Here is a 14,280-nt window from a genome sequence, read left to right as displayed (position 1 = left end):
GTATTTGCGGAACTTTTATCATTAAAAGCATAAGGGAAAGAACTGACTATTCAGTCACCACTTGTGAAAGTAAGATTCTCCACCAGCTTCCGACCCAACGACTCGAGGTGGGGAAGACCGGAGAAATTGATGAGCATACCACGGATGATAAACGGTTTCGGATCGGGCTTTTTCAATTCTTCCTGGATATATTCGATGGTATGCAGAACGTCTTCCTTTCTCTCCGGTGGCAACGACAGAGAACCGAGCGTGTCCTTCATCTCTTCCGTAACAGCCAGGATCCTGTTTTTGCCGTCGGACATACCGGATTTGTTCAAAATCGGAGCCAGGCTCTTCTCACACATCCCGGCCGCCATCTCATCCATACGGTGAACGATGAAGGCAGCGAGTTTGTCGAGGGGCGCAGGGCCCTCCTCAGTTAACAGCAGATGTGTGACGGAAGACCGGAGGGCATCGAGCACAAGGGCACCGTCTGCGGCATGTGGTCGGAACTCCTCTCCGTAGACGTTCAAAAGCATGAGCTGATCGGAATGGAAGATGGAAGTATGCAACTTTTTCAATACGCCGAGTAGTGATTCGTCGAGAGTAAGGGACGATTCACGCAGTTGAAGCATGATGAACTCCCGGTGTTTTTTCATTTCATTCAGGTGGGTGAGGATTTTATTGTGGAATTTTTCCTTCGGGGCACCCGGCCCTTCCTCTATTTCCGATAATTCCTCTTCTATTTGTGTATGAAGGTATTTGAAAATGGACGCGATCAGGTCATTTTTCGAGGTGAAATATAAATAGATCGTACCTTTGGATACGTCACTGCCGTCGGCTATCTGCTGTATGGATGTCTGGTGGAAGCCCCGGGTCGCGAACAGGTGGATCGCTGTTTCGAGTATTCTCCATTTCTTTTCATTCATTAAGGTACTCCCTTTCCCCCTCGAACTACTGCATGGGTAATGTGAAAATTTCATGAATTAAGCGATAATACTTGAAAATGACTTTGTGGTCATTTATATTGTATGACTGTACAGTCAATTTTGTCAAAATGAATCGATGTGAAACTATTAAGGGCAGTTATACGTTAAAAGAGAAGTACAAAAGAAAGAGAGAGGGGTACGCGCAACATGAAACTTTGGAATTTATCAATACGACGACCTAAATTTACGATCGTCATCATGCTTCTATTACTTATATTAGGGGCTGTATCGTTATCACGTTTGCCAATCCAGCTGTTTCCGGATGTGGAAGCACCAGCAGCCGCAGTTACCGCAAGTTATCCGGGCGCAGGACCCGAAGAGGTTCTGAGTGACGTTACGAAAGAACTCGAAGGAGAACTTTCGGATACCTCGGGCCTTGAGAATATAACATCGCAGTCCATGGAAGGGGCAGCGATCATCATCATGGAATTTTCATCGGATACGAGTCTCGATGATATAGAAACGGAAATCGTATCCACGATGAACCAGGCGGAACTTCCGGATAATGCCGGGTCGCCGACCTTCTTGAAGTTCGATCCATCCATGCTTCCGAGTATACAACTGGCCGTTGCCTCGGGGGGAGATGAAGTCATAGATTTTCAGGACCAGGCTTCGGATTTGAATCAGGAACTATCCCGTGTGGATGGAGTGGCGGATGTTTCTGAGTCCGGCACAGTAACGGAACAGTTCGAGGTCATCCTCGACCAGCAGGCTCTGCAGGATAATGGGCTCGATCAGGAGACCGTCGTCCAGACGATCCAGGCACAGCAGGCGACCATGCCAGGTGGGGTGATCGTGAACGAAGATGATCAGGAAACGATTTCCACCAGGGTCTTGAGTGAACTGACTTCTGCTGATGAATTAGCTCAAATCACTGTAGGTCAGGGCGGAGACGGAGCTGTGACGCTTCAGGATGTCGCTGACGTTTCGCTTAACCCTGAAGATGAAAATGTCATCACCCGTGTGGATGAGAAGCCTGCTATTCAGTTTGAAGTAACGCAGGAATCGGATGCCAATACGGCTCAATTATCGACGGATGTGAATGAGGAGCTGGATACGCTTCTTGAGGATGAGGAGTACTCGGATCTTGAAGTCGTGAGCATCTACGATGAAGGGGAGTTTGTCCAGGCTTCGATCAACAGTGTCATCACTGCACTGATCAGCGGGGGTATACTGGCGATGCTTGTACTGTTCGCCTTCCTTCGTAATCTGAAAACGCCGCTTATCATAGGTATAGCGATACCATTTTCCATTATCGTCACATTTGCACTGTTCTTCTTCACGAATATCAGTCTGAATATGATGACCCTTGGAGGACTGGCTCTTGGAATCGGGATGCTTGTCGATAACGCCATCGTCGTCGTCGAAAACATTTACCGGCACCTGGCGATGAGGAAACCGCCGAAACAGGCGGCCGCAGAGGGGACGCAGGAAGTGGCCGGTGCGATTACGGCATCGACGCTTACCACTGTATCGATTTTCCTTCCGGTCGTATTTATCTCAGGCATCGCCGGAGATCTGTTCGCACCGCTATCGATTGCGGTTGCTTTCAGTCTGTTCGCTTCGCTATTCGTTGCGGTAACCGTCGTTCCGATGATCGCAAGTCGGATTCTGAAGGTGCCGAACGCAAGGGAAGAAGAAAAAAGGAAAACCTCGCGTTTCATGCGTACGATGGAGAAAGCCTCACGCTGGTCGCTTAGACGCCGGGCACTTGTACTGCTGATCACAGCAGCCACGCTTGTCATCGGTGCCCTCGGTCTGTCGACGACCGGTGTCGAATTCCTTCCGACCAATGATGAAGGAATGGCGATGATTGAAGTGGAGCATGAAGAAGGCACGAGTCTCAGCCGTACGGAAGAAACGGTACAGCTTGTGGAAGAAGAGCTCGCAGGTGAAGATATTGTGGATCACTATATGAGTACGATCGGAGCCACTTCACAAGGGGCGAGCATGGGTACAGGTTCGGAGAGCAACATCGCAGAAATCTTCGTCACCCTGAAAGGCCAAGGGGAAAGGGATCGATCCACTCAGGAATTCATCGATGAATTTTCCGATCAGGTCGAAGGTGTGGACGATGCTGCTGATATTACAATGACAAACGCAGCTTCCTCCGGCTTCGGAGGAGAACCGAACACGTACTCCTTCACCATCGAAGACCCGAACGCCAGCCGTTTGCAGGAAACAAGCAGTGAACTGATCACTGAACTCGAAGATGAAAGTATCATCGAAGAAGTTACGAGCTCTGAAGAGGATGCAGTGACAGAACTGCAGGCTACTGTCGATAAAGAGGCAGCCAGTCAGAATGGAATGGCTCCTGCCCAGGTAGCACAGGCGATCAGGTCTGCTACAAGCGGTACAAATGCCGGCTCGATCACGACAGAGTCTGAAGAAACGTACGAAGTGAGTGTCCAGTACAGTGATGATGTTCTAAGCAGCAGAGAGAACTTCGAAAATATCACGATCGCTAATGGTCAGGGAGGATACGTCACACTTGCCGAAGTCGCAACGATCGAAGAAGGCGGCGCACCGAGTGTCATTAACCGGGCGGACCAGGTACGGAGTGCTGATTTCACTGTAAGATTCAACGCATCGAGTGAATTGAGTGATGTATCTGAAATCGTCGAAACAACGATAGATGATATTGAACTTGCTGATGAAGCGGAATTCGTCGTAGGAGGGGATCAGGAACTCGTCAATGATCTGATCGCAGATGTGACCCTCGCCTTTGTACTCGGGCTGGTGTTCATTTATCTCGTGATGAGTGCTCAATTTGAATCATTCAAACATCCATTCATCATCATGTTCACGGTGCCGATGCTTGTCATCGGAGTCATGCTTTCGCTTACTGTGACGCAGAAACCGATCAGTGCCATGGCCCTCATAGGGGTGGTCGTACTCGGGGGTATTGTCGTCAATAACGCGATCGTCCTCGTCGATTATGTGAATCAGCAGCGGGATAGAGGTATGAATGTTATTGAGTCTCTGGTGACAGGGGTGAAAGACCGTACCCGTCCGATTCTGATTACGACGATTACAACGATACTGGGTGTGCTCCCTCTTGCACTCGGAATCGGAGAAGGCTCAGCTACAATTCAACCGATGGGGATTGTCATCATCGGTGGTCTGATAAGTAGTACGTTCCTCACGCTGTTTGTCATACCGGTCATTTACAGTTTCTTTGATAAATCGACACGGGATATGAACAAAAAGTATATGACACCTGAGGGAGGCGTTGTGTACAAGCGGGATCTTATCGAAAGAGGAGACTATGAGGAGAACCGGAATGAAGAAACTTCCGAAAATCATGCAGAAGAAGAACCTCGCCAGCCAGAAGAAGAAAGTGAGAAGTATTCGAAAAATGATATCTTGGAAGCTCTCGAAGAGCTTGTGAATAAAAATCGCAGAGATAGATAAAAGATAAAACCGCACCCGGGTCCCCCGGGTGCGGTTTTTAAGATAGGCTACCCTGAAAATAAATATTCAGGCGGACGCTTGCCGCGGGTATTACGAGAACTTCCCGAATCTCTCTGGGATCGATTCGGCTGATTTTTAAGTTCATGCCATTCTAGGCAGGCGTCTCCACCCTTCGTTCAAAAATCAACAATAAACGCTAACATAGCTTTAAGATAAAGGCTCTGTTAATGGTGAGTGTTGATATTTGTTGATGTTGAGAAGAGACAGGCGGCGACTCCGACGGGAGCTCGGGTAGCTGAAGACCCCGAAGGGAAACGAGGAGGCTGAAGCATTGCCCGCGGAAAGCGTCCGCCTGAAGCGTTGAAAACGGGCAACAGGCTTTACCAGAGCCAAGATAAAAACAAAAAACTGCACCTCGATGACTGGACAAGATCCAAAAGTCGAGGTGCAGTATATGAAGGAGAAGGGAAATTCCCACTTCTTTTACTTACAAATTATTTGTCCATCAAAAGGATACGTGCAGGCGAAGCGTCTGTTCCGTCGATTTTCAAAGGCGCTGCAACCATAAAGTACCCACCCTGAGGGACTTCCTTCAGGCGGAGTCCTTCAATGATGATGATGCGGTGCTGGAAAAGGGAGCGGTGGGTCGGATGGTCCGGCTGACTTCTCTCGATTCCAAGGCCGTCCACGCCAACCCCCTTGATTCCTTTATCGGCCAGATACTCGGCGGCATCAGCAGCCACAAAAGTGAAATCGAAATCGAAGTCATCGGATTCATGGAAAGAGTTCTTCGTTTTGAACAGTACGAAGTCTCCTTCTTTGATATCAAGCCCTTCAATATCTGCTTTGTCGATGCTGTCCCCAGCCTTGCTTACATCAAAGACTTTTACGGGACCGACGAGATCCTCGATGGAGATGGTTTCCATCGTTTCTCCATCATTGATCATATGGAGCGGAGAATCAATGTGGGTGCCCGTATGGAGGTCCATATCAATGCGGGATTCCGTTACGTGACCGTTCGTATTCGTTGTGATTTTCGGTTGTTTTTCCTGTTTATCTTTGTAAACGATCATGCCTTCACGAATCGTCATGGATACGTCATAAATATTCATTACGTTCACTCCTTAATCATCTTCATTATTTGTAGGCCACCAGTGGAAGCCGTCTTTTTCGAGTAAATCGTCTGCTTCCTGAGGTCCCATCGTTCCGGCTGCATAATTCGGGAAATCGGGTTCTTCTTTCGACCATTTCTTGAGGATACGATCGACGAATCTCCAGGAAAGGGAAACTTCATCCCAATGCGAGAAGTTCGTCGTATCTCCGACCATGCAATCATGCAACAGTTTCTCATAAGCTTCTGGAGTATTGACACTGTTTACCGCTTCATGAGTATAAGATAATTTGATCGGTTCAGCGAAAGATCCCATTCCAGGTTTTTTCGCATTCAGGAAGAGCGTCACCCCTTCATTAGGCTGGATGTTGATAACCAGCAGGTTCGGCGATTTACCTCTGCGCTTTTCCTGATATAGGTTCAGCGGGATATCCTGGAATTCTACGACGATTTTTGTGCATTTTTTTTCCAGTCTTTTCCCGGTACGGATATAAAAAGGGACCCCGGCCCAGCGATAGTTGTCTATCATGATCTTTCCGGCGACATACGTCTCCGTGTCTGAATTCTTGAGTTCTTCCGCTTCTTCCTGGTAGCCGCGTAGTTTTTTACCGAACATTTTGCCGGGTCCGTACTGGCCGCGGACGAAATAGTTGTCGATGTTGTCTTCATCTACTGCCCGGATCGCTCTTAAAATTTTGATTTTTTCGGAACGGATTTCCTCAGGATTGAGGTTGATTGGTGGTTCCATAGCCAGCAGGGTGACCATTTGTAACATATGGTTTTGTACCATATCTCGTGTGGCCCCTGAGACATCGTAATAATTAGCACGATCCTCGACGCCTAAAGCTTCGCTTGAAGTGATCTGGACGTTCGAGATGAACCTGTTGTTCCACAAGTGTTCAAAAATACCGTTTGCGAACCGGATGACCTCGATGTTTTGCACCATCTCTTTTCCGAGGTAGTGATCGATACGATAAATCTGACTTTCATCGAAAGCTGAAGTGATCTGATCGTTCAGTTTTCGGGCAGAGTCGTAATCGTGGCCGAAGGGTTTTTCGATGACGAGGCGGGACCATCCCGAGTCACTTTTCAGGTTGTGTTTTTTCAGGTTGTTGGCGATCGTACCGAAAAACTGTGGTGCCATCGCTAGGTAGAAAATTCGATTGCCTTCTGTATGATAATCTGATTCCAAATCGTTAAGTAAAGTTCCGAGACTTTTGTATGATGCCGAATCAGAGACATCGAACGGGTGATAATAAAAATGGGAGATGAACGCTTCGCTCTCTTTCTCCGTTACATCATCCCCGAGGGAATTACGTACATTTGAACGGAACAGATCGTTGCTCCAGGAACGACGACCGATACCGACGACCGCAAAATCTTCTCCGATTTTTCCATTCTGGTAAAGACGATGAATCGACGGGAAGAGCTTGCGTTTAGCCAGGTCTCCGGTTGCTCCGAATATAATGATTAGTGCTTTTGGTATCTCTTGGTTTTCCATAGTCAGTCCCCACTCTTCTTCAGGATGATATGGTTTATTGTATAAGGAAACGCCGCTAATATCAAATTGATAAACTGAATTTTTGAGAATTTTCAGGCATAAAGCATTGACTTTTATAATGTAAGCGTTATATCATTGGGGACTTTAACTGTCTAACGAAGGGGAAGTTTTTAAGATTTTAGTTCCATGACCCCCTCATTTTCCATCTTGTGTTACGAATGGTGTGAATGCGGACGGAAGTGCGCGGATAGGAGATGGGAATCAAATGTATAAAATCACATTCGAGGATAATGGCGGCAGAAAAGCACTTACATCTTCTGGACGAACCGAGACGAAAGTATTTTACACGTATACAGAAGCCGAAATCATATTGACGAGCCTTATCAAACATTCCATGTATGATAAGAAGTGGGCGATTGAACAACTGGATTCGAATACAAAAATCGCTGAATAGAAGAATTTGAACGAGGAGCAATAAGCCTCTTTTGCGGTGAAGACACCGCAAAAGAGGCTTATTCTATTTGTGAATATTACATGCATCTGTTTTTCATTTTCCAGGAAACGGGTATCGTGAAATAACGGGAGGTGGGAAGATGGATATCAAAGCAAGGATTATGAAGGATCTGGAACAGCTGAATGAGGAAGAAAGAGAAGAACTCCTTGAAGAAATCCGTAAAAAGTATATGGAGCCGGAGACATGGTGGAACAAAGGCGGCGACGAAACATATGAGGAATGGTAGTGGTCTCTTGCGGAGGAATCCGCAGGAGACTTTTTTATATGTGGGAAGGATTTCCTCTTTGTTTAAAAGAACTTTACATATAGTGAATCAAACGAAGATGGAGGAAAATTTCTGGATGTTTTGAGCCGCACACTTTTTTTATTTGGCTCTGGTAAATCCGGTTGTTGATTTCAGAATAAAGGGTGAAGACACCTATGGAATGAGCATGAACGGAAAATCACCGCCATGCCCCCGGAAAGCGTCCGCCTGAATATTTATTTTCAGGGTAGCCTTTGGATTAAGAATTATTGATAGGAGGGTGTCAGGATGAGATTCATTTTAGTTCTATTGATGATATCCATACTCGCTGGTTGCGGGGAATCGAGAACGGTTCAGAAAGAGCCTGGAGATGACCCGGGGATTCTTTCCTGTCCGGAATACAATATTAAGGGACAGCCGCTTGAGGAAGTTCCTGAAGAGGAAATGGAGCAGTATGACCTGAGCTCCGATATGTTGATGGAGGAGATGGGAGAAAAGAAAGCTAAAGAAACACGTATCCAATTGAAACGCAAAGAGACCTTCCAGGCTGCTCTTGAACAGGAGGGGGTATCGTTGGATGATCTGATGACACTCGGCGGCATGCTTGTGGCAGATACCTCTATCGTTGTACAACTGAAAGAGGATTTACCCGGGGAAGAACGTGAAGCAGTGCACCGGGCGATTGAACAGGTGAGAGAAACGTATAATGAAGAAGCTGTCATCATCGATGAGGTTCCTATCTCCCAGGAAGAAAAGCGACAGCGGGTAACAGAAGTGATGGATACATTGAAAGAGCACGAAGCGATTGGGGCGAAACTATCTTCTGTAGGTTCCTGTGGAGGAGGTAGTATGGATATAGAAGCAGGATTCCTGGAAGAACTCGAAGAAGAGGAAATCGACGTCGTGCGTTCTTCGTTCGACTTCAAAGTCTATACGAAAGTAGCTGCATCAGAAACTTCAGGTTATGTCACAGAAGTCGAAGAAGGTCGCATGCTCATCGACTTCACCTGGTTCAGTAGTGCTCCCCCGGACGTTGAAGTCGGGGATTTTGCAACAGTTACCCATGGAGCCGTGGCTGAATCATTTCCGGCGCAGTCCTCTGCTTATAAAACGAAAATTCGGGAGGCTCGTCATCTTGGAGAAGCGGAAAAAACAGACCGGGAAGTGGTAAGGGAAGCTTTAGCATCTGGGGGAGAAAGCCCACTGAATGTGACGGAAGTAACGTATGAACCAGACCAGGACGAGTGGAGCATCACGATTTCAAAAGGAGTCATGAATAATGATGAAAAAGAAACCGTGACGATAGCAGACTGATGAGGATATTGTCTTTTTTCCTGGTGCTGTCGCTCCTGCCTGTTACTGTTTCGGCTACGTCTTAGGAGTATGCATTCGTTGTTTGGGAAGGGTACGAGTATAAAGTGACAGAGCAATATATCCCCGAGGCGGGAGAAAAGATAGGAGAAGTGATTTCTCATTCCGACATGGAACAATCAGGCGGTAACTTCTCCAATCTATATAAAAAAGGTACAGCTTACTTCCGAGTACCGGATATCCCTGTTGATGAAAAAATTGCGATACGGGACGAAGGGAGATATCGTGTAGCCGAAAGAACCGGTGCATACACGTATGGTTCTTTATTTTCAGCAAGCGGAAATGATGTGGAAAAAGGTATACTCATCGTCCTCTCTTTTCTCGGACTGATTCTGACGATCGTCTCCGCCCTCGCTTTTTATTTCGTGAAAAAAGGGTAGCGGTTTGATTCTTTTCCAATAAGTGAATAATCAGGATACAGGAGGGATGAGCTATGGATGAATTTTTGATGAAAGCGGTGGACCTCGCCAAACAGAATGTCGATGAAGGAGGACATCCATTCGGAGCGGTACTCGTAAAGGAGGGCACGATAATCAGTGAAGGCGTGAATGAGTTGCATGTCAAACACGATGCAAGTGGTCATGCTGAAATGCTGGCCGTCCGCAGGGCCCAAATGGAACTTGAGACTGATGATTTATCCGAGTGTGTGATGTACGCAAGTGGAGAGCCGTGCCCGATGTGTTTCGCTGTGATGCAGTATGCAGGTATACAAAAGGTGTATTTTGCTGAAACGTCTGAAGAAGCGGCGAGAGTGGGGCTTTCTAAGGGAAAAGAAATTTATGAGGATCTGCAGCGATCGAAAGAGCTTAGGACGTTCCGGATGGAGCATCATCCTTTGAGTGGAGAAACAGCTATGGAACGCTTCTATAATAAACGATAAAAGAATCATCTGAGAAAGATTCGGCTATGAGGAAAAATGTTAAAATAATGGAAAAGGAGAAGCGTGTATGAGACATTTTTTTCTTTACTTTATAACTATCGGTCTGTTTCTTTACACGGTCATTGGTCAAATCGTTTTTCTTTATTCCGTACCGGGGTATATGTACGTTCCTCTCGTTTTGTTTGCTCTGATGAGTTTTCTTGTAATGGAACCTGCTTCTGAGAGTAAGGAAAGCGAGGAGCGGCATTTGGAATCATAGCCAATTCACTTATCATGCACGCATATCATTGAAAAGAGAGGGATAAGATTGAAAAAATCGAAAGTAATATTGTTTAATATCATAGGTATCATCGTAATTGGTCTTCTCATCATAGGGTTCGCCTTATTGACGAACGTCGCACCAGGGCAGAGTAAGGGAGACGTGGAAATGAATGCTGAGGAAAAGGCTATGACGGAAGCTCTGGAGCCTTCCGTTCAGATGATTTTCGATGATGCCGAACATTTTTTTGTAACGCTTGAGGAGGAGTTGGCTCATATCGATATTGAGCTTGCACGCACTCCTGATACCGGGGACGATCGACTGTTGAGCGGTTTTATCGTTGAATTGTTGAGAGAGGATATCGTTGCTGCAGGCGAAGTGACCCTGCACTATACAGGAGCTCCAGGCATGGAAGAGAAGGAGAGGTTCTGATGGAGATACCAAAAGGACGTAAACAGGAAATGAAGGAGCGGATCCAGTCCTACATACGTGAGGAGCACGGGGAAGAGATCGGGGAGCTGGCTGCAGAGAGTTGGCTTCATTTCTTTGCGGGTGAATTGGCGATTCATTTCTATAATCAGGGTGTTATGGATTCGAGAAGCATGGTGGAACAGAAAATGATAGGGATAGAGGATGATCTGGAGTCTTTGAAACGTCCTGTGCGAAGAAGATGAGGGATGTGAGAAGCAAACAGGAAACGAATGCGATCATTTCTTTGGTCCTTGGTCTGCTTTCCCTCCCGGTTCCTCTCATCGGCTGGCTCCTGGGTATGATAGCCGTATCCTATGCCAGAAGGGCTATGAAAAGGATGGTTCCGGATGATCCGAAACGTTGGTATGCCACTCTAGGTATGGTTTGTGGAATAATCGGAATCGTCATGGACATTGGAATCGTGATTGTTGCGCTTATCGTTTTCATTTTCCTGTGATAGAAAGAAGAGAGAGGAAGGATGCAATTAGTGGTGTTCGGTTTAGTGGCTATGGTGGTGTTCCTGTTCGGACGGGTTCTTACATTAGAGAAGCGGGTCTCGCGCCTTGGAAGGAGGGAGGGCATGAACCCGTTCACCCAATTCGTAAAGGAAGCGACGGATCGGATCGGTAAAGGATTTTCTTCGCTTGGTCAAAATGATCCTGCGAAAATTGCCTATATGCGGAATCTCGAACGGCAGCTCCAGTCGAAAGACATGATGGAAATGCCGTTCGATGAGTTGCGGATCGTAGTGTTCGACTTGGAGACCACGGGGTTTTATCCTTACAAAGGAGATGAAATTCTTTCCATCGGAGCTGTTCGTGTACAGGGGAAGCATGTGCTAGAAGACGAAACATTCTACTCCCTCGTTTATAGCGATGTACCTCCTTCTGAACAAATAGAAGAACTTACAGGTATAACAGGGAGTATGCTTGAAGAAGCACCTCCGATCAGAGAGGTTCTGAAAGATTTTTACTCGTTTGTGCGTGGGGGTGTACTGATTGCCCATCATGCCCGACATGAAAAACAGTTTATGGCTCATGCAACCTGGCGGGAACTGAAGAAAACATTCTCTTATAGAATCGTGGACACCGCTTTTGTGACAAGGATCGCTCAAGAAGAAAAACAGCTCACGACCCTTGATGATTGCTGCAGTGAATATGGAATTTCCATCGATGAAAGACACCATGCCCTCTCCGATGCGATAGCGACGGCTAAACTATGGGCAGCATGTATTGAAGATATACAGAAGTTAGGTTTTGTGAATCTACGTGACGTATATACGTATTTAGCGGAAAAAGGAGAAGGCGGTTTTTGAATATTTGAGGGGACAGGCTTCCGAGGGGAAGCCTGTTCCTGTATGATGAAAGAAAAGGTTCTGTTATCGTTTATTGTTGATTTTCATCCCTACGGGTGGAAGCTTGCCCCGGGCTTCCCGAATCTCTCATTCGTCGATTCTGGTGATTTTCCTTTCATGCTCCTTCCGCAGGCGTCTCCATCTTCGTTCTGAAATCAACACCAGGCTTTAACAGAGAAGTTCGTGAAAGTTGTTCCCAAATGTTAATTTCAAGGTAGTCAAAGAAAAAGGAGGAGAAACGATGACAGAACTGACATTCAGAAATGAGTTCTACATACCTCGGGGAAAAATATATATGGACGGGAATTCTCTCGGTCTCATGTCCGTGCGTGCCGAAAAAGCGGTGGAGAAGATAATGGGTATGTGGCGAGAGCTCGGAATAGATGGCTGGGGTGATGACGAGACTCCATGGTTTTCCTTATCGGAGAAACTAGGGGATCGGATGGCTCCCCTCGTCGGGGCTGATCCTGATGAGGTGATTGTAACCGGCTCAACGACTGTCAATCTTCATCAGATGGCAGCGACATTTTATAACCCTACAGGGAACCGTACAAAAATTGTCACAGATGCACTGGCTTTTCCGACAGATGTTTACGCGCTTCAAAGTCAACTGAAGTTGAAAGGGTATGATCACTCTCATCTTATACGGGTAAATAGTGAAGATGGCCGGCTCATGCAGGAAGAAGCGATCATACGGCAAATGACGGATGAGACGGCACTGGTGATTTTGCCCAGTGTCCTCTATCGCAGTGGACAGGTCCTGGATATGAAACGACTCACTGAAGCTGCTCATGAACGTGATATTTTGATCGGTTTCGATCTTAGTCACTCCATCGGTGCTCTTCCTCATGAATTGACGGAGTGGGGAGTCGATTTCGCATTCTGGTGTAATTACAAGTATGTGAACGCAGGGCCGGGGAGTGTCGGAGGCATCTATATAAACAGAAAGCACTTCGATAAAACTCCGGGGCTTGCAGGGTGGTTCGGCTCTGATAAGGAGAAGCAGTTTGATATGGATCATTCTTTTGAAAAAGCAACGGACAGTGGCGCTTATCAGCTCGGGACCCCGCATCTTCTAAGCGTCGCTCCTCTTATCGGTTCTCTTGAAATGTTTGAAGAGGCAGGAATCGGGAGACTGCGTGAGAAATCTCTGAGGTTGACCGGATACCTGATGGAATTGATAGACGAAGAACTGGCTCCACATGGGTTTACGGTTGCTAATCCACGTGAAGATCACAGACGTGGGGGACATGTTTATCTCGAGCACCCGGAAGCCGCGAGAATCACGAAGGCATTGAAAGTGGAAGGGGTCATTCCTGATTTCCGTAATCCGAACGGAATTCGCCTTGCTCCGACAGCATTGTACAACACGTTCGAGGATTGCCTGCAGACGGTGAACATTTTAAGAATGATCATGGAAGAGAAACGATATGAAGCGTTTGAAAATAAACGGGACGTCATAGCATAAGGAGGAAGAAGCATGACATGGATTGATATATCACAGCCAATGAACGATCGGATCGCCACCTGGCCGGAAGATACCCCTTTTTCCTACCATCGTTCAGTGACGATTGAGGAAAGCGGATCCGTCAACATCGGAGACATTACGATGAGTGTGCATACAGGGACTCATATCGATGCTCCTTTCCACTTTGATAATCAAGGGAGGAAGGTGCTTGATCTGGATGTTGATGTTTATATCGGAAGAGCGAAGGTGGTGGACTGTCGGGGATATACGGCCATCGGAGAAGAAGTGTTCGATGGTGTGGACCTTGCGGGTGTCGGTCGTGTACTTTTCAAAACGGGTGCGAGCCCCGACCCTTCAGACTTTCCGGAAGAAGCACCATTTTTGAAGCCGGAGCTTGCCGGGTTTTTAAGAAAAAAGAATATCAGACTTGCAGGCGTCGATGTGCCTTCCGTCGATCCGATGGACAGTGAAACGCTCGAGGCCCATCATGCCCTGTTCTCATGCGGAGTTCATATTTTGGAGAACGCCGCCCTGGCGGAAGTCGAGCCCGGAACATACGAACTTTGTGCCCTTCCGCTCGCACTTGAAGATGCGGATGGGAGTCCGGTCCGTGCTGTACTGAAGCCGGTAGATGAATGAGACCCGTCGAATTACCTGTATAGCTCTCTGGCTAAAGAAGGCTCCTGACTAGCGGTACGGTTTCTGGAGTCTTCTTCATTAATAAT

The 14,280-nt window shown here is 46.9% G+C and carries 16 protein-coding genes; 13 read left to right on the top strand and 3 right to left on the bottom strand.

Annotated features, from left to right (window positions below; genetic code table 11):
* Positions 1-50: 50 nt before the first annotated feature.
* Positions 51-908, bottom strand: coding sequence for a TetR/AcrR family transcriptional regulator (locus tag BW944_RS07750; protein ID WP_076558411.1), 858 nt, complete (start codon positions 906-908; stop codon positions 51-53).
* 207 nt (positions 909-1,115) lie between these two features.
* On the opposite strand from BW944_RS07750, the gene BW944_RS07745 reads away from it, so the two are divergent.
* On the top strand, positions 1,116-4,382 hold the full coding sequence (locus BW944_RS07745; RefSeq protein WP_076558409.1) for an efflux RND transporter permease subunit: 3,267 nt from the start codon (positions 1,116-1,118) through the stop codon (positions 4,380-4,382).
* Positions 4,383-4,876: 494 nt separating this feature from the next.
* Here the strand turns inward: BW944_RS07745 and BW944_RS07740 are convergent, their stop codons facing one another.
* Entirely contained in the window at positions 4,877-5,494 is a 618-nt protein-coding gene (locus tag BW944_RS07740) for a cyclase family protein (protein ID WP_076558407.1), read from the bottom strand.
* A gap of 12 nt (positions 5,495-5,506) precedes the next feature.
* A complete protein-coding gene (gene zwf / locus BW944_RS07735) occupies positions 5,507-6,994 on the bottom strand; it encodes a glucose-6-phosphate dehydrogenase (protein ID WP_076558406.1) in 1,488 nt (495 codons plus the stop codon).
* Positions 6,995-7,259: 265 nt separating this feature from the next.
* Between zwf and BW944_RS07730 the strand changes: the two genes are divergently transcribed.
* The 12 genes from BW944_RS07730 (at position 7,260) to kynB (ending at position 14,194) form a co-directional block, all read left to right on the top strand.
* The gene (locus tag BW944_RS07730) at positions 7,260-7,448 is read left to right on the top strand and encodes a hypothetical protein (protein ID WP_076558404.1); all 189 of its coding nucleotides are present in this window, start codon (positions 7,260-7,262) and stop codon (positions 7,446-7,448) included.
* A 139-nt stretch (positions 7,449-7,587) separates the two neighbouring features.
* Complete coding sequence (locus BW944_RS15025) at positions 7,588-7,734, top strand: hypothetical protein (protein WP_159438204.1); 147 nt, start codon at positions 7,588-7,590, stop codon at positions 7,732-7,734.
* Between the two features lie 306 nt (positions 7,735-8,040).
* Complete coding sequence (locus tag BW944_RS07725) at positions 8,041-9,066, top strand: hypothetical protein (RefSeq protein WP_076558402.1); 1,026 nt, start codon at positions 8,041-8,043, stop codon at positions 9,064-9,066.
* 104 nt (positions 9,067-9,170) lie between these two features.
* Positions 9,171-9,503 (top strand): hypothetical protein, encoded by a 333-nt coding sequence (locus BW944_RS07720; protein WP_076558400.1) that lies wholly within the window; start codon positions 9,171-9,173, stop codon positions 9,501-9,503.
* Positions 9,504-9,556: 53 nt separating this feature from the next.
* The gene (locus BW944_RS07715) at positions 9,557-10,003 is read left to right on the top strand and encodes a nucleoside deaminase (RefSeq protein ID WP_076558399.1); all 447 of its coding nucleotides are present in this window, start codon (positions 9,557-9,559) and stop codon (positions 10,001-10,003) included.
* A gap of 67 nt (positions 10,004-10,070) precedes the next feature.
* Positions 10,071-10,262 carry a hypothetical protein gene (locus BW944_RS07710; RefSeq protein ID WP_076558397.1) on the top strand — a complete coding sequence of 64 codons (192 nt, stop codon included), beginning with the start codon at positions 10,071-10,073 and terminating at the stop codon, positions 10,260-10,262.
* 48 nt (positions 10,263-10,310) lie between these two features.
* Positions 10,311-10,694, top strand: a complete 384-nt coding sequence (locus BW944_RS07705; protein ID WP_076558395.1) for a hypothetical protein — start codon at positions 10,311-10,313, stop codon at positions 10,692-10,694.
* Complete coding sequence (locus BW944_RS07700; protein ID WP_076558394.1) at positions 10,694-10,936, top strand: DUF2164 domain-containing protein; 243 nt, start codon at positions 10,694-10,696, stop codon at positions 10,934-10,936. The genes BW944_RS07705 and BW944_RS07700 overlap by 1 nt, the downstream gene beginning before the upstream one ends.
* A gap of 5 nt (positions 10,937-10,941) precedes the next feature.
* Positions 10,942-11,190 carry a hypothetical protein gene (locus BW944_RS07695; protein WP_143525690.1) on the top strand — a complete coding sequence of 83 codons (249 nt, stop codon included), beginning with the start codon at positions 10,942-10,944 and terminating at the stop codon, positions 11,188-11,190.
* Between the two features lie 21 nt (positions 11,191-11,211).
* Positions 11,212-12,048, top strand: a complete 837-nt coding sequence (locus BW944_RS07690) for an exonuclease domain-containing protein (RefSeq protein ID WP_234983144.1) — start codon at positions 11,212-11,214, stop codon at positions 12,046-12,048.
* A gap of 280 nt (positions 12,049-12,328) precedes the next feature.
* Positions 12,329-13,555 carry a kynureninase gene (gene kynU, locus BW944_RS07685; RefSeq protein ID WP_076558389.1) on the top strand — a complete coding sequence of 409 codons (1,227 nt, stop codon included), beginning with the start codon at positions 12,329-12,331 and terminating at the stop codon, positions 13,553-13,555.
* Positions 13,556-13,567: 12 nt separating this feature from the next.
* Complete coding sequence (gene kynB, locus BW944_RS07680; RefSeq protein ID WP_076558387.1) at positions 13,568-14,194, top strand: arylformamidase; 627 nt, start codon at positions 13,568-13,570, stop codon at positions 14,192-14,194.
* Positions 14,195-14,280 lie beyond the last annotated feature (86 nt).

It is taken from the genome of Salimicrobium flavidum, from assembly GCF_900156645.1.
GTDB classification, from domain to species: domain Bacteria; phylum Bacillota; class Bacilli; order Bacillales; family Halobacillaceae; genus Salimicrobium; species Salimicrobium flavidum.
The sequence above is the reverse complement of the archived record's forward strand: the minus strand, read 5'-3'. Positions and strand labels throughout refer to the sequence as shown.

Coding starts and splice junctions, on each gene's coding strand:
- BW944_RS07750 (WP_076558411.1), bottom strand. CDS start 908: ATGAATGAAAAGAAATGGAGAATACTCGAAACAGCGATCCACCTGTTC.
- BW944_RS07745 (WP_076558409.1), top strand. CDS start 1,116: ATGAAACTTTGGAATTTATCAATACGACGACCTAAATTTACGATCGTC.
- BW944_RS07740 (WP_076558407.1), bottom strand. CDS start 5,494: ATGAATATTTATGACGTATCCATGACGATTCGTGAAGGCATGATCGTT.
- zwf (WP_076558406.1), bottom strand. CDS start 6,994: ATGGAAAACCAAGAGATACCAAAAGCACTAATCATTATATTCGGAGCA.
- BW944_RS07730 (WP_076558404.1), top strand. CDS start 7,260: ATGTATAAAATCACATTCGAGGATAATGGCGGCAGAAAAGCACTTACA.
- BW944_RS15025 (WP_159438204.1), top strand. CDS start 7,588: ATGGATATCAAAGCAAGGATTATGAAGGATCTGGAACAGCTGAATGAG.
- BW944_RS07725 (WP_076558402.1), top strand. CDS start 8,041: ATGAGATTCATTTTAGTTCTATTGATGATATCCATACTCGCTGGTTGC.
- BW944_RS07715 (WP_076558399.1), top strand. CDS start 9,557: ATGGATGAATTTTTGATGAAAGCGGTGGACCTCGCCAAACAGAATGTC.
- BW944_RS07710 (WP_076558397.1), top strand. CDS start 10,071: ATGAGACATTTTTTTCTTTACTTTATAACTATCGGTCTGTTTCTTTAC.
- BW944_RS07700 (WP_076558394.1), top strand. CDS start 10,694: ATGGAGATACCAAAAGGACGTAAACAGGAAATGAAGGAGCGGATCCAG.
- BW944_RS07690 (WP_234983144.1), top strand. CDS start 11,212: ATGCAATTAGTGGTGTTCGGTTTAGTGGCTATGGTGGTGTTCCTGTTC.
- kynU (WP_076558389.1), top strand. CDS start 12,329: ATGACAGAACTGACATTCAGAAATGAGTTCTACATACCTCGGGGAAAA.
- kynB (WP_076558387.1), top strand. CDS start 13,568: ATGACATGGATTGATATATCACAGCCAATGAACGATCGGATCGCCACC.